Consider the following 19,363-nt stretch of genomic DNA (forward strand, 5'->3'; position numbering starts at 1 on the left):
GTCGATAGTTCGCGGGTCTTCAGAGGACTAACATTTCGCAAAATTTCGGAAGTAACCATCTTTTTACTTACCAGCTAGTTTTTTGAACCGTTCTGAGATCTCTTACCTTGCAAACGCTCTCGTCGTTTTACATTATTATGGACATCTTTTATACGTTTGAATAAAGTGTCTGCGAGTATTAGTCGTCTCATATGGACACTCCATCACGACCGTTGTCCGTCTACATAAGCACTCGTCAACGTCGCCGACCGACGAACTCACTTATGTAACGCCCGGACCCCAAAACTATGAAGTTCCATTCTCTAGAGTCTTGCCAAGTTTTTTGATCGACCATTCATTTTTCTACCAATGAAGGCTTTAAAACGCTTTACAATCAGGAGACTTCTGGGCGCTTGATAGCTGACAGTACCTGTCTATCAGCGTTCTCTAAACATCAGCCCGCATCAGTCCTGCACTTTTTGTTAATTAGTGTAAACATTGCAGTCCCTATAGGCAGTTTGCCTGCGGCCTAGCTTTGGCTAATAATCTGGCAGACTCTAGAGTATTTATGAGGGCTATGGGCTGAAATCAACTATGACCGGACAGGATCTACAGGAGCTGTTGCTAGACAAGTGGGGATATTCCTTCGATATTCAGCTGCGCAAGGCCCAGGGGAAAATCTTCGTTCAGATTATGTGGCGCTACTTGGAACAGGCGTCTTTCCCGATGGATGAGGCAGAATATTTGGAGCATTTGGACGATATTGCCACTTATATTGAAGGCTGGGACAGTGCCGCCTATGTCAAGCAATATATTGAGCAAACGTCGGAACGTCCGCGTTTGGGCAAGGCAGTCAGTATCCCTATTGATCTAGGAGAGCGGGCTTCAGAGTGGCTAATCACTGATTTTTAAGCAGCGATTCGATGAGCTGATTAGACTATGCGTGCTTGGCCTCGATTTTTCTCCAATCCTTGGTTAGTGATGCTGGTATTGTGGCTTTTAGTCGCGGTGGCAGACATCATCTGGTTGCATTTAGATCAGGCTCCTCCAGGGTGGGATCAGGGCGATCATCTTAGCCGCGCCCTGAACCACTGGCGATCGCTGCAGCAGCCCCAGTGGGGGTCACCGGACTGGTGGCAGACCCTATGGCAGCAGGCTCCAACCCAAAGAGGGCCACTGGTCTACTTATTGACGGTTCCTCTTTTCGGCCTCTTGAATCCAGGGGCCGACCAGGCAGTTTTGGTCAACCTGATGCTTACCGCGGTAATGCTGGTTAGCATTTACCTGATGGGCCGACGGCTGTTTTCGCCGCTGGTAGGTCTTTGGGCCGCTGGGTTGAGCTTGCTATCCCCAACGCTGGCGGCATTGCGAATTACCTATCTGCTGGACTTCGGCCTCGCGGCTGTGTTTTCAGTGGCGCTGATGAGTCTGACCTACTGGTGGATGGCCGAAAGCACCCGGCGACAATGGCTTTGGATGCCTATCTGGGGCATCAGCCTAGGACTGACTTTGCTGACACGCACCTCTGGTCTGCTATTTGTTATACCGCCGCTGGTGTGGGCCGTAGCGGTTAGCCTCTGGCAGCGGCGCTGGCAGCAGCTTTTACAGATTTTGGCGGGCGGGGCGATCGCAGTTTTGGTTATTTGGCCCTGGTTTAGCACCAACTGGCTAACGATTGTGTCTACCACGTTTGGCGGTGCTCAAGCTGGCGTGATCTATCGCAAGTCGCCCCAGGTTAATAGCTTAGCGGGCTGGCTGTTCTATCTGCAGGTCTTGCCGGAGATTGTTTCAATGCCTGTTTTGCTGGCATCCCTAGGAACTTGGCTGGCAGGAATAGGCGCGATCGCCTTGGGCAAGAAGTCTTCTGTAATTACAGCTTCACTAAGCACTGAGTCGGAGAAATTTTTAGGCGCAACGCGTCGAGGTTGGCTATGGCTGGTAGCTTTCCTCATCGGCATCTATTTATTAGGTACGATTGGCCCTAATAAGCAGCCGCGCATCATCATTGCCTTTTTCCCGGCAATGGCGATCGTTTTAGCACGAGGGCTAACCCTGAGGAGTACACTTCCCTGGCGGTGGCTGCGATGGGGCGCCGTGGCGCTGTCCGGCCTAGTCCTGCTGGGCAGAATGTTTGCGCTGCCAGATGTCGACCTGATTCAAGGGGCAAAGTGGCCTCCCTATAGGGGCGATCGCTGGCCGAACCATGCCGTCATCGAGACAATAACCCGCGATATGCCCTATTTGCAGTCAACCCTGGGCCTCGCGGTCAATACCCTCACGATTAATCCGCAGAACATGGACTTTTACGGGGCGCTGGCTGACTTTCAGGTAAATGGCCGCCAGCTCTCGTTTAGCTCTAAAACTGCTTTGCAGGATAGCCGTTATCTCAACTGGTATTTAACGAAAACAGGCTATCAGGGCGATTACGGCAGCATTGAAGCCGGACAGGCACGGCTGCGAGAAGCGCTAGAAACCTCCAATACGTTAGAAATCTTTCAGCGTTGGCAGTTGCCTGATCGGAGCGAGCTACGGCTACTGCGTCGAAAAACACCGCAGGTACGGGTAGAGCCGCTAGATCAAATTAAAACAGCAGTTGAAATTACCGTTGTTGAAGTGGCTGAGCAGCTAGCGCCGGGGCAGGCTTTTCCAATTACCTATCAGATTGAAGGCCCTTGGCAAGCTCTACAAAACGGCTTGCTGCTGCTGAGCTGGCAACCCCTGGAAACAAATAGCGATCGCCCGACCTGGATTAGCGATCACGGCATTGCGTTAGGGCAGCTAAAGGCGGGAGAGTCTAAGCCAAAATCCAACAGCGGCTTTCGCGTGACGGAGAGTTTGGCGGTGCTGCCACCGGCAAGCCTGCAGCAAGGACGCTATCAGCTTCAGGCCAGCTACCTCAATCGCAATACAAACGAGAGCTATGACTTAGCTTTACCCCCAGTCCAGGTGGAGCTACAGGCCGGTATAGCTGCTCCGGCTCAAGTACCGCCGCTTGATCTGGTCACTGTTCTGCGCCGACTGGCCGCCGATTTGCCGGTAGGTGCTATTGACCCCGTTTTTTCCGAGGTGGGACGCATCAACCAGTACGATGCCACGCAGGACTACCTGCGGCAGACCGAACAGGCGATGACTCACCGTCTTTCCCAATCCCCCGATCAGCTCGACTGGCTCTACTCGCTGCTGCTGGCTCAAATTCTGCAGCAAAAGGCTCCTGAGGCGATCGCCACCCTGGAAACCATCACTCGCCTGAATCCTGAAAATCCCTATAACTGGGCTTATCTAGGCTTTGTTCGCCTCTATCAGTGGCAGCCCTGGCGGGCTGATCAGGCTCTAGCTCAGGCCGAGCAGCTTCAACCTGATTTGCCCAATCTACGCTTACTGCAGGCGATCGCGGCAGCCCTAAAGCTCAATCTGCCACGCGCCCTCAAACTGCTGGAGCTAGAAGGCGCTCTGTAGGGCATCACATTGAGATGACCAGTTTCTTTAACAAGGCTTGCTAGCTGCGGTTTTAAAATTTTCTAAATAATCCTTTAACCGTTGCTTCACCAGGACGGTAATAAAAGCTACAATTGGGTGAAATTGAACGCTTAGTTTAGTTTCTACTGATTTTTAATTCGTTTTATTAATACTATTCACCGTACTTTTACTGGTTTAATACGCTGTTTCTCATCAGGGCCTATGAAAAATTTCTCAGAGACAATCTGAGTTAGGATGCTAGGATTTCCGTGAACACGCATTGAGGGCCTGTTGTGATTCGCTCTGCCACCCTATCACTTCAGACAGCACTTCCACAGATTGGTGACAACAACCGCTTGAAGCTATTCGCTGGATCTTCCAACGGAGAGCTATCTCGTGAAGTTGCTCGCTACTTAGGCATTGACTTGGGGCCAATGGTTCGCAAGCGCTTTGCCGATGGAGAACTGTACGTACAAATTCAAGAATCGATTCGTGGGTGTGATGTTTATCTCATTCAACCCACCTGCTATCCGGTGAACGATCACCTGATGGAACTACTCATTATGATAGATGCCTGCCGCCGGGCGTCTGCGCGTCAGATTACAGCCGTGCTGCCATATTATGGCTACGCCCGCGCCGATCGCAAAACCGCTGGCCGTGAGTCTATCACCGCCAAATTAGTGGCTAACCTGATGGCCCAGGCCGGGGCGAGTCGGGTGTTGGCGATGGATCTGCACTCGGCGCAGATTCAGGGATATTTTGATATTCCTTGCGATCATGTCTACGGCTCGCCGGTGCTAATTGACTATCTTGCCAGTAAGAGTCTGCCCGATCTGGTGGTGGTTTCACCGGATGTGGGCGGTGTAGCTCGCGCCCGCGCTTTCGCGAAGAAGCTAGACGATGCGCCACTGGCTATTATTGATAAGCGCCGCCAAGCCCACAACGTAGCCGAGGTGATGAACCTAATTGGGGATGTTGAAGGCAAGACGGCAGTTCTAGTAGACGACATGATCGATACGGCTGGCACAATTTGTGAAGGGGCGCGTTTGCTGCGGCAAGAAGGGGCACGTCAGGTCTACGCCTGCACGACTCATGCCGTCTTTTCGCCCCCTGCCGTAGAGCGGCTTTCGGGTGGCCTGTTTGAAGAAGTGATCGTGACCAATACGATTCCGGTAGCAGATGCTAAGCACTTTGAGCAGCTAACTGTTTTATCAGTTGCTAATCTGATTGGTGAAGCTATCTGGCGTATTCACGAAGAGAGTTCGGTCAGCAGCATGTTTCGCTAGTTTAGGCTAAATAGCAAGAATGGGGGTGTAGGGCACTTTATATGACCTTGCACCCAATTTTTGAGGCAGGGTTTAGCTAACGGCGCAGAATATTGAACACAGATACCCTAGTTGAACTTGATTTCCTGCGGCTCTTATGGGCTTTAGGGCTGATGGCAGCGGCGATCGCCTTGGCCAGCTGGCAGCGCTTAGGACTCACCTGGAACCTGGTGATGGCAACAGGGCGTACGGTGCTGCAGCTTGGCGCGGTGGGCTATGTGCTGGCGGTAGTCTTTGACTGGCGCAATCCGTTAGCAATCCTGCTGGTGTTGTTAGTTATGCTGACAACAGCCTCGCTGGTCGCCCGCAACCGTATTAGTAAAAAGCTGTCGCGGCTGCTGCCGCTGGTTTGGGGCTGTTTGCTTACCAGCACGCTGCTGACGCTGAGCTACACCAGCCTGGCGGTTATTCGCCCGGAAAACTGGTACGAGCCGCGCTACCTAATTCCGCTGGCCGGTATTGTGCTAGGGAACGCCATGAACGCCGCCGCGATCGCAGGCGATCGCCTCGTCAGCACCCTAAAACAGCGCCGCCGCGATATTGAAACTCATCTCAGCTTGGGGGCTACGCCAGCCCAGGCGATCGCCCAGTATCGCCAAGAGGCAATCAAGGCTGGACTCATACCCACCATTAACTCAATGATGGTAGTGGGTATTGTCAAGCTGCCTGGCATCATTACTGGTCAGCTCCTTAGCGGCGTCGATCCGCTCAACGCAGCGCTTTATCAAATGCTAATTATGTTCATGCTGACTTTTGCTGACCTGCTGACAGCGGTGCTAGTCACCCAGGGAATTGCCCGCCAGTTTTTTAACAAAGCCGCCCAGCTTGTGCTGCCTTAGTGCTTCACAAATCCGCCTAAATCAGGGCGATAGCGAGCGATAAAGGCCCCTTTGCTGTCGTAGATTTCAATTTCCGACTGGGCGGTACGGCTAAGATCGGCAACTTCTTTCAGGAGCTGGCTGGTATTGCGGGCTACTTCTACCGTCATTTGAGGTCGCCCAGCCAGGCGCGGATCGGTGAAGGTTTGCTCAATGGCATCGGCATAGAGCGCAATTACGTTGATGCGAACGCGATTACCTATGCGGCTATGACGGCAGATCCGGGAACCGGGGCCGCAGATTTGATCGAGTTTTTGCTGGATCTGCTGGGCACCCACGGCCCCCTGTAGCTGCTGCTGCGCTTCTGTCAGCGAGAGCCGATAGGGATCTAAAAGGCTCTGGGCATTGGTGGAGAAGCTCGTGTTAGAAGGAACCTGCTGGGCATATTCCAAAGCCTGACGCCAAGCCTGAACTGCCAGCGTCCACTGATTTTTCTGCTCGAACTGCTGCGCCCGCTGAGCGGCCTGAGTAGCCTGATTGTAGGTGCGACTGCCCACCTGCTCGCGATCGAGGCGATCGCGGGTTTCCATAAAGTTGCTGCGGTAGGTAGCTAGCAGATCCTGCGCATCCGCGTAGGCCACCGTTCCCTGAGGAATTCGGCGGAGCTGATTCATTGCAGTTTGCCATTCTCGGTGGGCCACCTGCCAGCTCGGCAGTGAGTCAGCCACTTCCATATGGTGTACCCCTAGCTGGGCAGCTTCAATGGCCTGGGTGAGAGCGGCGGCGGCGGCGTCTTCGGCCTGAATGCGATCGCTAATTTTGACTAAATTGGCCTCATATTCTTGCCGCTTATTTTGAGCAAAGCCATAGACCAGGTTGTCTGGGGGAACCTGTTCGAGCTGGGCGATCGCCTGCCGCCAATATTCCTCCACTACCTGCCAGTGAATCACCGGATGGGGCGGATTCTGGCTTTTTTCGGCGGCCAGGGTAGCGCTCTTTTGGGCATCAATAACCTGACCTAACACCTCTGCCTCCTGCCGGTAGGCATTCTGGGCGGCCTGAGCGGCTAGGTGATGCCTTGACCACGGGGGAATCGGCTGCAGGATATTGACGGCAGATTCTAACTTGGTGTGAGCCTGCAGCACATCTCCAGGGGTCGGCTGAATTTCCAGGCTGTCTAAGGCGGCATTGCTCAAAGCGGCAGCGGTCACCAGCCGTTCACAGCGGCCCACCACGCAGGGACGAGTAATACCGTAGCCAAAGCCCAGCAGCAGGGTAGCAGCGGCAATCGTACCTGCGAGCCAGAAGGGCGGCCTCGGCAAAGCCTTTAACCCGCGATGACGTTCCCAGCCCGGCTCGGATCCAACCTCTGATGGCGGATCAGGGGACGGTTCTGGAGCATAAAAAGGAACTAAAGCAGAGCTATCTAGGGGATCAGCCGCCTCTTCTAAGTCCTCATCTATCAGGCTATCTTCATCTAACAGCGCGGCTAAGGGATCGGCATTCTGCCAGACTACGGATTTGGCTTCATAAGGCCGTGATTCCCCCAGTCGCCGCAGATAGAGCCGCACCGGAAACTGAGCGGCGGATAGCTCGGCGGCTAAAGTTGCCTCTGAGGACATGAGCTGGTCTAGCAGCGATCGCAACTGCTGCGCGATCAGCTCCAAAACAGCCGCCGGATCGAGAACTTCTGCTGCTGCGTGCTCTACTAGCGCCAGTAAGGCTCCCTGACGAGTCGATAGGCGAATCCGCCAGCTAGCCGCTTTTGGCTGCTGGGCCTGCAAACGCTGCACCAGCTCTTGCCTGAGCTGATTGAGGCTGACTCTGTGAACTTTGTGAGAAGGGGGAGACGTTACCATTGGCTTTTCTGACTAAAAATAACCCACCATCACCCTGAACATTATCCGTAGAATCTTAGCGAAGGAATGGTATAACGCCAAATAAATCTGGCCCTGTTTGAATTGCCCTGGCTATCAGCTTTACTCTAGATCTCAGCGAGCGCTAGAGAATGCATGGATATCTTAATCGTTGAAGACGAATCTGAAATTGCTCAGCTCATTAAGCTTTATCTCGAAAAAGAAGGCTTTAGCTGCGAAACCTGTCGAGATGGCAGCCGGGCGCTGCAGCTTTTTCGCGATCGCCAGCCGGATCTGATTATTCTAGATCTGATGCTGCCGGGACTAGACGGTCTAGAAGTCTGTGCCCGCATTCGCCAACAGCCCGGCAGCAAAGATCCCTACATCCTGATGCTGACGGCCAAAGGTGAAGAACTCGATCGCATCATTGGCCTGTCTACCGGGGCTGATGACTATATGGTCAAGCCCTTCAGTCCACGCGAACTAGTGGCCCGTGTCCGGGCACTGCTGCGTCGTAGCCTGCGTCACGGTCAGCAAAGCCAGGTCTACCGCACGCCGCATTTCACGGTTGACTTAGACCAGCGCACGGCCATTCGCCAAACTGCCGAGGAAGAGGCGACGCTGCTTGACCTGACGCCGCTGGAATTTGACATGCTGGCGACTTTCATGAGCTATCCGGGGCGGGTCTGGAACCGAACTCAGCTGGTTGAAAGGCTCTGGGGCGAAGACTTTTTCGGCGATGAGCGGGTGGTAGACAGCCACGTCGCTCGACTGCGAAAAAAAGTGGAGCCAGATCCTTCCCATCCCAGCTTTGTCAAAACGGTGATTGGTGTGGGCTACAAGTTTGAGGATGAATAGGACTACCGTGAGCGTCGCTTTGCATCCAAGCGTCTGAGGTTTCCGTAGTAGCTATGAGTGCCAAATTGCTAACGAGCACTTACAGCAGAATCTATATAACCGGAAGAAGTTTTATGTCCAATATGTCCAGCATGAAGAAGATACGGTTCTTGCTCTTGGGTGGTTTGACTTGCCTATGCCTAGTTGTCAGCGGCTGGCTGAGTCCTATGTTGGGCCGAACGGTGGCAGCAGTGCCTTCTACAGTTAGCCCCGTTATGCAGGCAAATATGTCAGATGGCTTTTGGGGACAAGCGATCAACAGCAATCTTCAGCAGGCGCGATCGGTACTGATGGCGCAAGGGGCGACAGATAGTTCCCTGATATCCTACGTGGCGGTCATGAGTGAGGAGAACGTTGTGCCTAATTCACCTGATACCCTAGCTCGCGGGGCTGTAGGCGCGGTATTGTCAGGTGATCGACTAGTGGTTCGGGGCAGCTTCAACCATCTTTCTAGTCCAATGCGCAACTACACTACTGATCCAGTGAGTCCCCCCAACCCTAATATCACTTCAGCCTTTCATATTCATCAGGGAAGCCCCTCTGAAAATGGCCCCTTTCAATATGCCCTAGACGTAACCTTAGACACGGAAATGAGTGGCAGCGCGATGGGTGAATACACCCTCACGCCTGAGCAGCTGCAGGCTCTCAGCAACAATCGCCTATACGTGGACATTCATACAACTCAAAATAGAGGGGGCGAACTGCGGGCGATCTTGATGCCTTATTAAGCTTGACAGCAAGCAAAATTGTTCAATGGCTAGCAGACTTTGACAAGGGCGGGCAGTGCTCGCCTTTCCCTAACACTTCAACTTAGACCGTAAAAAGTGAGCGCGGTGCTGCCGTAGCGCTTTTGCCGCACGATTTCTAGCCCAGCGATCGCCTGAACTGACCCACTTTGGACCCGATGCTCCACCGCCATTTCGCCAGCAGGGGCCAGCAAGTCTAGCGGGGCGATCGCCTGTAAGACCGGCTGATACAAATCGCTGGCGTAAGGCGGATCAAAGTAGATATAGTCAAATATCTGGCCTTGAAGCCGCTGTATCTGCTGCCGCACATCTCCCCGCCGCACCTCAAAAGCCTGACCGCTTTGAGCGATACGCTGCCAGTTTTGCTGAATTACCCGGCAGGCCAAGCCTGATTGCTCAATGCCAATCACCACAGCCGCACCGCGAGCGATCGCCTCGGCTCCCATCGCACCGCTGCCCGCACACAGATCTAGCCAGCGGCAGCCCCTGATCTGTCCCTGCCAGATATTGAACAGGGCTTCTCGTACTCGCGCTGACGTCGGCCGGGTAGCTTGACCAGGCAGCGTTTTAAGCTGACGGTTGCCGTAAATCCGCAGGGACATGAGCCTACCGACTGCTCACTAGCTGCTTCGCTTCTACCAGCTCAACGAAGTTGGATAAAATCTGCAGTCCGGTGTGAGCTGACTTTTCGGGGTGAAACTGTACTGCCATTAGGTTGTCGCGAGCGATCGCCGCCGTGACCGTCTGACTGCCGTGGGTAATAGTCGCGGCGTTGATACTCGGATCTGCAGGAGCCGCATAGAAAGAATGCACAAAGTAAACCCAGTCACCAGAACTGACGGACTGCCACAGCCCCATATGGGGCTGGGTAAGTTCTAGCTGGTTCCAGCCCATGTGCGGAATCGTGAGGTTCGGTTCTGGCTGAAAACGCTTGATGGTACCGGGAATCACCCCTAAACCCGGCTCTTTCCCTTCTTCGCTGGCGGCAAACAAAACCTGAAGCCCTAAGCAAATGCCCAAAAAAGGTTTGCCGCTGGCAATAATTTGCCTAATGGACTCGACTAAATCACGCGATCGCAGATGTCGCATAGCCGGGTCAAACGCACCCACTCCCGGTAGAACGACGCCGTCTGCCTTAGCCAGATCGGCAGCAACGTTAGTGATCTGAGTTGTTGCCCCCGCTTTCTCCAGCCCCTTACAGGCAGAGTGCAGGTTCCCCATGTCGTAGTCAATGACTGCGATTACGGCCATGTCAGCCCCCTTTTAAGACAGTCCACTGCCCTATAGTAACCTCTGCGATCGCCCGTAATGGTTGCTGTCGCACAAATTAGGGGCACGGCTGCAGAAAAAGCGATAGGCAGAATTTGCCACAATAGACCATAGCCCGCTTTTAGAGACTTTGACATGTTAGGCCAGCCGCTACCCTACCAGGCCAGTCAATCGCTGCGGCAGCGTCTGAGTCCGGCAAATCTGGGTCATACGCCGCCGAACGCGCTTCCCCTTCTCCAGCAGCCAAATCAGACAGGTTTATCACCGTTACCCCCACCCCGTTTGCTGCTCACCGCTTTTCGTCCCTGGCGTACCCATCAGGTTTCCAATTCCTCAGACGACTTGCTGCTCGCTCTGCAGCGCCAAGCTTGGCTGCCTGAGAATACCCATGTACTGCGGCATTTGCCCGTTAGCTTTCAGTTGGCTCACCCGGCAGTAATTGCCAAAATTCTTTGGCTGCAGCCTCATTTTGTCATCTGCTGCGGCATGGCCGAAAATCGCTCTCGGCTTAGCCTAGAACTTCAGGGCATAGATATAGATAACAATCAGGCTTTACAAACGCCCCTGCCGCTCTCTACGCTCTTGCAGGGAACAGCCCTTACCGAAATTAGCAGCGATGCTGGCAGCTATGTTTGCAATCACCTCTATTTCCAAGTCCTGCAGTTTCTCAGGCGAAACCACATGGCCTGTCAGGCTTTATTCATCCACGTTCCAAAGCTAAATCAGGCTAATTTAGGCTTGATTATGCAAGACTTTAACCGAATTTTGCTGCAGCTTTCGCCCCCCGTTCATTCAGGCGCGATCGCTCCCGTTGTCCGTCTGCCCCTAGCGTCATGAAGCCCTATCAAAAAGTCCCGATTCGCGATCGCGGTGAATCCCTAGTACCCATTCCGCTAGACTGCTTTGCCGTCGTCCGGCCCCACCCCTACGAAAAGCTAGGAGCACCCTATGGCGGGCGATCGCCCTACTACCTACGGCAAGCTGTTTGCGATCGCCTCCTGCAGGCCCAAAAGGCTCTGCGGGCCCAAAAACCGGGCTGGCAGATCCAAATTTTTGATGCCTATCGCCCTGTAGCCGTCCAGCAGTTCATGGTAGAGCATACCTACAGACAGATAGTGCTAGCTCAGGGGCTATCTGCTAGCGTCATCAATGAGTCTGAGCGTCAGGCCATTATGGAGCAGGTCTACCAGTTTTGGGCTCTCCCCAGCGCCGATCCAGCGACGCCACCGCCCCACAGCACCGGAGCCGCCGTAGATATAACGCTAGTGGACGCGCAGAGTCAAACAGTCGATATGGGCTCTCCGATTGATGAACCCTCTAAGCGGTCTTATCCCAATCATTTTGCCAATAGCGCTGATACCCAGGCGCAGCGCCAGCACCAGCACCGCCAGCTACTGGCCGCAGTTCTAAAGTCGGCTGGCTTTCAACAGCATCCCCACGAGTGGTGGCATTTTTCCTATGGCGATCAGCTTTGGGCCTGGCAGACGCGATCGCCGGTCGCTTACTACGGTCAAGCTATGGCGTAAAATTATCCTCTAGATTCGAGTTTGCTATTGGCTGCAAACCCCTGATGCTGATAGGTATCCGTTGGCATAGATCTATCTTGAGCCGAATCACCTGCCGTTTTGGCTGAATTGGAGATGTCGGTTTCCGTAGCAGCTTTTGGCTTTGGCTGAGCAGCTTCGTGCGTAGCCAAAGAGGTCTTCATCGCCAAGCAGTTTTGTCCCTCGCCCACTTTGAGGCGATACTCCACCGTATCCATTAGCCGATGTAAAATTAACCAGCCATATCCGCCTTCTTGATAGTCCTGGGGTTCAGGCGCTAAATATTGTTCCAGCTCGAAGCCAGAGCCAGAATCCCAAATTTCCAGCGACAGGTTCCGTTCTTTCAGCTCTAAACGGATGAGAACAGGCAAGTTGGGCTGGTCTCTGTGGGCGTGGCGCACGACATTTGAATACGCCTCAACCAGCACCAAGCGCAGGCGGCTTTCAATCCGCGACCAGTCAACCTGACTGCCAAGTTCTGCTTTCAAAGACTCTAAAAGCCAGTTTTCAACAATGCCTAAGAACTTTAGATCACTGGGGACATGCAGCTCCGTTTTCATAACTACAGCACCTCCAGTGACAGAATAGTCTGGTCATCTTCCTGAACTGAGTTTGAGAGCGTGACCTGGGCCAAAACCTGATCTAGATCCAACAGCTCTGACTGCTGTTTCAAAATTGTCCACAATCCTGTTTGCCTCAGCATGGCGTCGCTGCCATTGTTGGAAGCGGGAATTGTGGCTTCCGTGATGCCGTCGCTGGTGATAACTAAGGCTGACCCTGGGGTCAGCGCGAGTTCTCCGGCGGCGGCTTTCCAGGTCGGCAGGATGCCGATAGGAACCCCGCGCGTGTCTAGATAGGTCGGTTCAGCATCATCCTCAGTCGCGGCTGAGCGAGACCAGGTCATTGGATAGACGTGACCCGCATTGGCATAGATGAGTTGGTATTGATCCGGAATGTAGCGAACCAGAACCATCGTAATGAAGCAGTTATTGCTGACCAAATCGTCTGACAGGCTGGCATTGAGATTTTGCATGACGATATTGGGGGGGGGAGGCGACTCCTGTGAAAGCTCACGGCGCAGCACCGAAATAGCGCTAGCCATGAAGAGAGCCGCTGGCACCCCTTTGCCAGAAACATCACCGACCGCTAGCCAGATATCGCCCTGAGGATGGACAAAAACCTCAAAGAAATCGCCGCCAACCTCACGAGCCGGGATACACCGGGTCTGAATGCGAATCCCTTCAATATGCGGCCAGCTTTGGCGCAGCAGATTGGTCTGAATTTGCCGCGCCACCGATAGCTCCGCCCGCATTTGCTCTGTCTGTAGCTGAATGCGCTGATAGAGCATCGCCTGAGAGATGGCTAGCGCAATTTGTTCAGAAACGCTGTTGAGCAGGTTGATAGTTTCGTCTGACCAAGCGTTGGGATTACCGATGCGGTGAAGATAGGCGATCGCTAGGCAGTCTTTTTGATAAATAAAGGGAACAACGAGGCTATTAAGCGCGACTTCATCGGTGAGCTGAATCACTCGCTGCTGGGTGGGACTGCTGCCGACTGAGGCATTTAAGTCGAGAGATTGTTCTAAAACCGCTGCGGCTGCCAGAGCCTGCTCGGCTTCAGCCGTAGACTTATCGGAGGCTATATAGACGAAGCGTTTAGCGTCTACCTGACAGTGATAGCGCGTTTTAAATCCCTCACTCACCGGAGTCAGGGTAGAACAGCAGGCTTTAAAGGTACTGCCCAGAGTTTCTGCAATTGTTTGCAGCATACTGTTGTAGTCTAAAGACTCTCGAATCGCCCGCATCACTTCGTTGAACAGGGATTCTCGACTGAGGGCACGGCTCAGCTCTAAGGTTCTTTGCTTTAGAACGCGGTAAGTTTCGGCAGCTTGTAAAACGACGTTCTTGAGCCGATCGGGATTCCACGGCTTCGTAATGTACTTAAAGACCTGCCCTGAGTTGATTGCCTCAACCAGGTCTTCGACATCGGTGTAGCCCGTCAGCACAATGCGGATAGAATCCGGGAAACGCTCAACCGTACGGCTGAGAAATTCCGTCCCGTTCATCCGCGGCATGCGCTGATCAGAAATGATCACCGCCATTTCTCCTTCTTGATCTAGAACTTTCAGGGCTGCGAATCCATTCTCGGCCTTGAAGACCCGGAAATCGCGGCGAAAAGTTCGATAGAGCAAGTCCAGATTATCCGGCTCATCGTCGACAACCAGCAATTTAAGCTGTTGATTCTGGCTTGAATCCATCGAAGACTCTGTTTGTCTGAAGTTTTCTGCGCGAGGGGCAACGCGACTAGTATCAATCATATTTGCTATCTAAGCTCAGTGAGGCTTAGCTCAATCAGTAAAAATACGGCAATCCTTAAAGACATCTTGCGATTAGGTTGCCCAAATAGCATCTTGATTAAGCTATGGACAGCTCGTCTTCTCAACAAGCCTCTGGCAACCAGGACGCAGATTTTTGATTGAATCTAAAGCGCTGAGCTAGATGATTGTCAAAAACAAGATAGATAACACCCCTGAGCAAGCGTGTACGGTAAACTCTGAAGCACAATGCCACAAAAAGCTTAGCCTACCTTTAGGCAGATTAAACGATGAAATTATTGATGGTGATTACTGGGCTAGGGGCGATCGCCCTCAGCAGTTTGACGTGGACTGTCAGAGCGCAGAGTATTCCAGCTAGTCAGCTCCGACAAGAGCTGCAGTTAGCAATCTGTTTAAATGCGTGGGGCTATGCGCTAGATCTAATTGATCCGCTGATTGGCTCAAACGAAATTTCTTTTGGCGAACGTAACCGCATGATTCAGCTCCGTCGTCAGCTCCAAACCTATCAAACTCGCCGCACGGTAGTCCGGCCTGATGCAGATTGTGAAGCGGTCTTAGCTCAAACCATTACGGCTGGTGCAGTCAACTTGCCCGATCGCCTAGTGGAGTGGGCAAAGGCCTATGAAGCTTTGTTTGCCAATCTCTACTATCGACCGGGCCAGGGGCGCAATCAGTCTTTTCGGCCAATCTTGCCCCTAGCTGGCGTCAGCTTACGCAGTCAAACAGACATACCGGCGCTATCGCCAGCCACGCCAATTGATACCCGCAATGGCTCAGGCGTAGTGGCTGGGGAAGTAGGCAGCAACTATCAGGTCTATAGCTTTGTCGCTGGGCTAGGGGATCGAGTGACGCTTGCGGTGGATGTCACTGATGTTTTGCCAGGAAGTCTCTATCAGGACGATGATTCGCAGCTATTTCTCTTCAACAGTGAAGGACAGCTTTTAGCTGAGAATGACGATTTGATCAGCTTGCAGTCACAGATCAGCGGCTTTTTGGTGCCGCGAACCGGCCTGTACTACATTGCTGTAACCACCTATGACAACGATCCGATATTTGACAGCGAACGGCAGGTTATCGGCTGGGAAGGGGACGGCGGCAGCCTGATCGAATACACCCTGACTCTGACCGGCGTGACGCCAACGGCAAGTCTGATGAGACCTACGCTGACAGATAACCCAGATCAAATGTAGCTCTGTGAATAAGGTCGCCAATAGGCTACCAAATTCCCTGGGTGCGCGAATACCAGCGCAGTAAAACCCGGGCCAGTCGATGCGGGTCGTGGCGAATTGAACCACTTTTTTCGTCCACTTTCATCACATTAGCGAGGACAATGCGGCGGCCTGAGGCAATGACGGTATCGCGATCAAAAGTGACGGGTTGGGCACCTTCTTGGGCGTAGCGCTCTAGAATCTCTCCGGTAGGCAATCGCTTTTGCACCAGTACTGCGTCAAACAGCGATCGCCCGCAGGTCTGATCGAGCGCTCGAATATGATCTGAAACGCTAAAATCCTCGGTTTCACCCGGCTCAGTCATGATGTTACAGACATAGATGCGGGGCACATTTTGCTGGGCGATGGCGGCGGCAATGTCAGGCACCAGCAGGTTGGGCGCAATACTGGTGTAGAGGCTGCCGGGGCCAATGATAATGTAGTCTGCCTCATCAATAGCCTTTAGCGCCCTTGGCAGCGCAGGGGGATTGGCTGGAGCGCAGCCAATGCGGACAATCTGGCCTTTGGCCTCCGTAATATTGGATTCCCCCTCAATGCGGCGACCGTCTTTGAGTTCGGCCCACAGCCGCACATCGCTCAGGGTGGCGGGCAGCACCTGACCCCTCACCGCTAAGACTTGAGAACTGGCCGCGATCGCCTGTTCCACGTCCCCCGTAATGTTATTCATAGCGGTTAAAAACAGATTGCCAAAGCTGTGCCCAGACAGACCGCTGCCGCCACTGAAACGATATTGAAACAGCTCTGTCAAGAGCTTTTCTTCATCGGCTAGAGCTGCTAGGCAGTTACGAATATCGCCCGGCGGCAAAATGCCCATCTCTCGGCGCAGCCGCCCGGAAGAACCGCCATCGTCGGCCACGGTAACAATTGCTGTGATGTTAGCGCTGTAGTCCTTCAGCCCGCGCAGTAGGGTAGAAAGCCCTGTGCCCCCGCCAATAACCACAATTTTGGGGCCGCGATGCAGTCGCCGCTGATTCATCAGCACATCAACCAGCCCTTCTTCGCTACCGGGCATCAGGACTTCAGTGATAGCGCCCAGCGTACGGGTCTGACCCCATAGAATTAACAGTACCCCAATTAAAATTCCCAGCGGGCCACTGATGTAGTTGGGAATAATCGTGCTGATCAGGCGGAGCAGTGCCCCCAAGAACTGCACGGTATAAAAAACCGGCGTTAGTTTGAGCCAGATAGCCAGACCAGTGCCTACCAGTAAAACGCCAATAGTGCTGAGAAACAGCCAGCGCTTGACTAAAAGCCCAGGAGCCAACCACTTAACCCAGCGATTGACCCGAGGCGGCGTGACGTAGGTGGTTTCTCGCCAAAGAAAACGAAAAGACTTGCGGAGCTTTCGTTTTAAGGAACTAAAGGGCATAGATATGAGTCAGGCACACGATGATGAATGGCATACTGGGGATCGACCAGCACTGAAAATCTTGAAATCCTCCCAATGCTATCGAGCATTTGATAGAGTCTAGGCAGAGCGAGAGGATCATCGAATCCACTTCGCCTCTGCTTAGTTTGCCATTCCCAAGCATCTGTTCTGCATAAATTTCGGATTAACTATGTATGAGCTAGAGCGCGATCGCCCAGAAAATTGCTTTGGCGAGTCTCTCGTTGAGTTGAGCAGTATCAGTAAAATTTTTGGCTCTAATCAAGTGCTTGACGGGGTTGATCTTGTGATTAATCGGGGTGAAGCGGTAGCTATTATTGGCCCTTCAGGTACTGGGAAATCAACTATTTTGAGAATTATTGCTGGTCTGCTAGCCCCCGATCAGGGCGATATTTATGTGGCTGGTCAGCGGCGAATGGGCCTGATTGATGACTCTCCCGATCCCATTCGTATCGGCATGGTGTTTCAACAAGCAGCTCTATTTGATTCACTTTCAGTGGATGAAAACGTTGGTTTCTTTCTGTATCAGCACTCTCGGCTCTCTCGCTCAGAAATTCGGCGGCTTGTCGATGATGCTTTGGAAATGGTGGGTCTGCCAGGCATCGCCGATCGCTACCCGGCAGAGCTATCCGGCGGTATGCGCAAGCGGGTCAGCTTTGCCAGGGCGGTGATTCCCAATCCCGAGAATCCGCGCGATCGCCCTGACTTACTGCTCTATGACGAACCAACCGCTGGACTCGATCCAATCGCCTCAACCGTGATTGAAGATCTGATTCGAGAGATGCAGCGGGGGCAAGCCTGCGGCTCCTACGTCATGGTGACGCACCAAGACAGCACCATTCGCCGTACGGCTGACAGAGTTTCATTCCTCCATCAAGGTAAAATTCAGTGGAGCGGCGCGGTTGCCGATATTGACACGACCGATAGCCCGCTTGTACGACAGTTCTTTAGTGGCAAGACGGAAGGCCCCATCCATGTCGTTGGATAGGCGAAAGTGACTCAGGAGAAACTATGCGAGCACGCACTATTCGGGAAGGGGCGGTTGGTTTACTAATCCTAGCCGGGGTTGGTTTATTTGGCATATTGGTGCTGTGGCTGCGAGGCTTAAATCCAGGACAGCGCAGCTATCAAATCTTAACGGGGCTAGAAAACACTCAAGGAATTCAGGTCGGCACGGTTGTCAGCTATCGCGGCGTCGTCATTGGCCGAATTGTATCAATCGATCCGGGCACCAATCAGGTCGGCGTTGCGATCGAAATTACGGAGCCTAACCTGATTATTCCAAGTGACTCTGTTGTAGAAACAAACCAGTCGGGCCTGATTGGCGAAACAACAATCGCCATTGTCCCCCAAGATTCGCTGCCTGAGTCTGCTTTAGCAATGAGTCCGTTTGGAGAAGACTGCAACAGCAACGTGATTGTCTGCGACGGCGATCGCTTACCCAGCACGCCAGGTTTAAGCTATGACACGCTGATTCGCTCAGCCGATAAAATTGCCTCGGCGCTTTCAGATCCAGAGCTGATTGAAGAAGTGCAGGTGCTGGTCAAAAACACCTCTGTCATTACTCGCAACGTCGTGGATCTCAGTGATGAGCTCACAGAGCTGACCCGCGAAGTCCGGCAAGAAGTTTCACCGATTGCAGCCAATACCCAACAAACGCTGGCTGCTGCTAATGCCGCTGCCGCTGCCGCCGGAGACGCCGCCCGCCAGGTCGAGCTGACAGCCGCCGAAGCCAGCAATTTATTAGCGGCCAATCGGGCTAGCGTAGTTACAACGCTGAACAATTTGAGTGCGGGTAGCGATCGCCTCGTACGGCTGATCGATTCGGTCGCTCCTGTGGCCGAGGAGGGTGAACTGATTACCAGCTTAGAAACCCTCTCCGTTAATGCGGCCGCAGCCTCAGAGAATTTACGGACAATTACGGCAGCCTTTAGCACGACTGAGAATCTGGTCATGCTGCAGCAAACGCTAGAATCTGCCCGCAGCGTTTTCCAAAGCGCAGAGAAGATTTTGGCTGACGTGGATGAACTCACCGGCAATCCCAGCTTTCGCAATGACATTCGCGATTTAGTCGATGGTTTAAGCGGTCTAGTTTCCTCTACTCAAACCCTGGAAGAACAGACCCAACTAGCTCAGCTCCTAGAACCTGCACCTACAGCCCCAGATACGGCAGTTGTCTTTGCGCTACAGCCTGTAGCTGAAAATTCAGATCGGGAATCGCTCAAAGCGGCTCGGCTACCCGTCATTATTCGAGATGGGCAACCCTACGTGCTGAGGGCTATCCATCAACCCGCAAGTAAGTAAAGTTCCTTAGTATTCCCGCCGCCAACGGTAAAAATTAAAACCTTGTCCCAAGAGTGCCTGTGTTTATCAAAGCGTAAAGGTCACCTAAAGTCGGCCCGGTATCCTAGCACAGGGCCAAAGCCGTATTCTAGACTGGTTGACAACCTTTATCAGCCTCACTATTAGGTAATCAAGCTTTATACTCAAGCAATAGGTGCTTCGCTACTCTGCTCATTCAG

General features: G+C 53.1%; 16 protein-coding genes and 1 pseudogene. 11 read left to right on the plus strand and 6 right to left on the minus strand.

Features of this window, described 5'->3' with window-relative positions; genetic code table 11:
• Window positions 1-573: 573 nt before the first annotated feature.
• From QJQ48_RS15130 to QJQ48_RS15145, 4 genes are all read left to right on the plus strand, one after another.
• Window positions 574-891, plus strand: coding sequence for a DUF3067 family protein (locus QJQ48_RS15130; protein ID WP_346292079.1), 318 nt, complete (start codon window positions 574-576; stop codon window positions 889-891).
• A 27-nt stretch (window positions 892-918) separates the two neighbouring features.
• Window positions 919-3,435, plus strand: coding sequence for a phospholipid carrier-dependent glycosyltransferase (locus QJQ48_RS15135; RefSeq protein WP_346292080.1), 2,517 nt, complete (start codon window positions 919-921; stop codon window positions 3,433-3,435).
• A 293-nt stretch (window positions 3,436-3,728) separates the two neighbouring features.
• The gene (locus QJQ48_RS15140; RefSeq protein WP_346292081.1) at window positions 3,729-4,721 is read left to right on the plus strand and encodes a ribose-phosphate pyrophosphokinase; all 993 of its coding nucleotides are present in this window, start codon (window positions 3,729-3,731) and stop codon (window positions 4,719-4,721) included.
• A 92-nt stretch (window positions 4,722-4,813) separates the two neighbouring features.
• A complete protein-coding gene (locus QJQ48_RS15145) occupies window positions 4,814-5,599 on the plus strand; it encodes an ABC transporter permease (protein ID WP_346292082.1) in 786 nt (261 codons plus the stop codon).
• Here QJQ48_RS15145 and QJQ48_RS15150 read toward each other — a convergent pair.
• A complete protein-coding gene (locus QJQ48_RS15150; protein WP_346292083.1) occupies window positions 5,596-7,437 on the minus strand; it encodes a hypothetical protein in 1,842 nt (613 codons plus the stop codon). The genes QJQ48_RS15145 and QJQ48_RS15150 overlap by 4 nt on opposite strands.
• 153 nt (window positions 7,438-7,590) lie before the next feature.
• Between QJQ48_RS15150 and QJQ48_RS15155 the strand changes: the two genes are divergently transcribed.
• Together QJQ48_RS15155 and QJQ48_RS15160 are read left to right on the plus strand one after the other, a co-directional pair.
• Window positions 7,591-8,292, plus strand: coding sequence for a response regulator (locus QJQ48_RS15155; RefSeq protein WP_346292084.1), 702 nt, complete (start codon window positions 7,591-7,593; stop codon window positions 8,290-8,292).
• A gap of 113 nt (window positions 8,293-8,405) precedes the next feature.
• On the plus strand, window positions 8,406-9,059 hold the full coding sequence (locus QJQ48_RS15160) for a CHRD domain-containing protein (RefSeq protein ID WP_346292085.1): 654 nt from the start codon (window positions 8,406-8,408) through the stop codon (window positions 9,057-9,059).
• Window positions 9,060-9,136: 77 nt separating this feature from the next.
• Here the strand turns inward: QJQ48_RS15160 and rsmD are convergent, their stop codons facing one another.
• Window positions 9,137-9,679 carry a 16S rRNA (guanine(966)-N(2))-methyltransferase RsmD gene (gene rsmD / locus QJQ48_RS15165; RefSeq protein ID WP_346292086.1) on the minus strand — a complete coding sequence of 181 codons (543 nt, stop codon included), beginning with the start codon at window positions 9,677-9,679 and terminating at the stop codon, window positions 9,137-9,139.
• Window positions 9,680-9,683: 4 nt separating this feature from the next.
• Window positions 9,684-10,328: an imidazole glycerol phosphate synthase subunit HisH gene (gene hisH, locus QJQ48_RS15170; RefSeq protein WP_346292087.1), complete on the minus strand. Its 645-nt coding sequence runs from the start codon at window positions 10,326-10,328 to the stop codon at window positions 9,684-9,686.
• Window positions 10,329-10,481: 153 nt separating this feature from the next.
• Between hisH and QJQ48_RS15175 the strand changes: the two genes are divergently transcribed.
• Together QJQ48_RS15175 and QJQ48_RS15180 are read left to right on the plus strand one after the other, a co-directional pair.
• Entirely contained in the window at window positions 10,482-11,183 is a 702-nt protein-coding gene (locus QJQ48_RS15175; protein WP_346292088.1) for a pyroglutamyl-peptidase I family protein, read from the plus strand.
• A complete protein-coding gene (locus QJQ48_RS15180; RefSeq protein ID WP_346292089.1) occupies window positions 11,180-11,872 on the plus strand; it encodes a M15 family metallopeptidase in 693 nt (230 codons plus the stop codon). The genes QJQ48_RS15175 and QJQ48_RS15180 overlap by 4 nt, the downstream gene beginning before the upstream one ends.
• 167 nt (window positions 11,873-12,039) lie before the next feature.
• Here the strand turns inward: QJQ48_RS15180 and QJQ48_RS15185 are convergent.
• Together QJQ48_RS15185 and QJQ48_RS15190 are read right to left on the minus strand one after the other, a co-directional pair.
• Window positions 12,040-12,450 (minus strand): annotated as a pseudogene (locus QJQ48_RS15185) (ATP-binding protein); the annotation flags it as partial.
• A 2-nt stretch (window positions 12,451-12,452) separates the two neighbouring features.
• The gene (locus tag QJQ48_RS15190; protein ID WP_346292090.1) at window positions 12,453-14,147 is read right to left on the minus strand and encodes a SpoIIE family protein phosphatase; all 1,695 of its coding nucleotides are present in this window, start codon (window positions 14,145-14,147) and stop codon (window positions 12,453-12,455) included.
• 347 nt (window positions 14,148-14,494) lie between these two features.
• Between QJQ48_RS15190 and QJQ48_RS15195 the strand changes: the two genes are divergently transcribed.
• Entirely contained in the window at window positions 14,495-15,415 is a 921-nt protein-coding gene (locus QJQ48_RS15195; protein WP_346292091.1) for a hypothetical protein, read from the plus strand.
• Between the two features lie 25 nt (window positions 15,416-15,440).
• Here the strand turns inward: QJQ48_RS15195 and yvcK are convergent, their stop codons facing one another.
• Window positions 15,441-16,823, minus strand: coding sequence for a uridine diphosphate-N-acetylglucosamine-binding protein YvcK (gene yvcK, locus QJQ48_RS15200; RefSeq protein WP_346292092.1), 1,383 nt, complete (start codon window positions 16,821-16,823; stop codon window positions 15,441-15,443).
• 190 nt (window positions 16,824-17,013) lie between these two features.
• Between yvcK and QJQ48_RS15205 the strand changes: the two genes are divergently transcribed.
• Both QJQ48_RS15205 and QJQ48_RS15210 read left to right on the plus strand, forming a co-directional pair.
• Window positions 17,014-17,829: an ABC transporter ATP-binding protein gene (locus QJQ48_RS15205; protein WP_346292093.1), complete on the plus strand. Its 816-nt coding sequence runs from the start codon at window positions 17,014-17,016 to the stop codon at window positions 17,827-17,829.
• A gap of 23 nt (window positions 17,830-17,852) precedes the next feature.
• Entirely contained in the window at window positions 17,853-19,145 is a 1,293-nt protein-coding gene (locus QJQ48_RS15210) for an MlaD family protein (protein WP_346292094.1), read from the plus strand.
• Window positions 19,146-19,363 lie beyond the last annotated feature (218 nt).

Origin of the sequence: Sphaerothrix gracilis Ecp01, assembly GCF_030405905.1 — a bacterium.
Classification (GTDB): domain Bacteria; phylum Cyanobacteriota; class Cyanobacteriia; order Phormidesmidales; family Phormidesmidaceae; genus Sphaerothrix; species Sphaerothrix gracilis.

What these genes read in the sequence shown, in the direction of transcription:
- QJQ48_RS15130 (WP_346292079.1), top strand. Translation starts at nt 574, where the DNA reads ATGACCGGACAGGATCTACAGGAGCTGTTGCTAGACAAGTGGGGATAT.
- QJQ48_RS15135 (WP_346292080.1), top strand. Translation starts at nt 919, where the DNA reads ATGCGTGCTTGGCCTCGATTTTTCTCCAATCCTTGGTTAGTGATGCTG.
- QJQ48_RS15150 (WP_346292083.1), bottom strand. Translation starts at nt 7,437, where the DNA reads ATGGTAACGTCTCCCCCTTCTCACAAAGTTCACAGAGTCAGCCTCAAT.
- QJQ48_RS15155 (WP_346292084.1), top strand. Translation starts at nt 7,591, where the DNA reads ATGGATATCTTAATCGTTGAAGACGAATCTGAAATTGCTCAGCTCATT.
- QJQ48_RS15160 (WP_346292085.1), top strand. Translation starts at nt 8,406, where the DNA reads ATGTCCAATATGTCCAGCATGAAGAAGATACGGTTCTTGCTCTTGGGT.
- rsmD (WP_346292086.1), bottom strand. Translation starts at nt 9,679, where the DNA reads ATGTCCCTGCGGATTTACGGCAACCGTCAGCTTAAAACGCTGCCTGGT.
- hisH (WP_346292087.1), bottom strand. Translation starts at nt 10,328, where the DNA reads ATGGCCGTAATCGCAGTCATTGACTACGACATGGGGAACCTGCACTCT.
- QJQ48_RS15175 (WP_346292088.1), top strand. Translation starts at nt 10,482, where the DNA reads ATGTTAGGCCAGCCGCTACCCTACCAGGCCAGTCAATCGCTGCGGCAG.
- QJQ48_RS15180 (WP_346292089.1), top strand. Translation starts at nt 11,180, where the DNA reads ATGAAGCCCTATCAAAAAGTCCCGATTCGCGATCGCGGTGAATCCCTA.
- QJQ48_RS15190 (WP_346292090.1), bottom strand. Translation starts at nt 14,147, where the DNA reads ATGGATTCAAGCCAGAATCAACAGCTTAAATTGCTGGTTGTCGACGAT.
- QJQ48_RS15195 (WP_346292091.1), top strand. Translation starts at nt 14,495, where the DNA reads ATGAAATTATTGATGGTGATTACTGGGCTAGGGGCGATCGCCCTCAGC.
- yvcK (WP_346292092.1), bottom strand. Translation starts at nt 16,823, where the DNA reads ATGCCCTTTAGTTCCTTAAAACGAAAGCTCCGCAAGTCTTTTCGTTTT.
- QJQ48_RS15205 (WP_346292093.1), top strand. Translation starts at nt 17,014, where the DNA reads ATGTATGAGCTAGAGCGCGATCGCCCAGAAAATTGCTTTGGCGAGTCT.
- QJQ48_RS15210 (WP_346292094.1), top strand. Translation starts at nt 17,853, where the DNA reads ATGCGAGCACGCACTATTCGGGAAGGGGCGGTTGGTTTACTAATCCTA.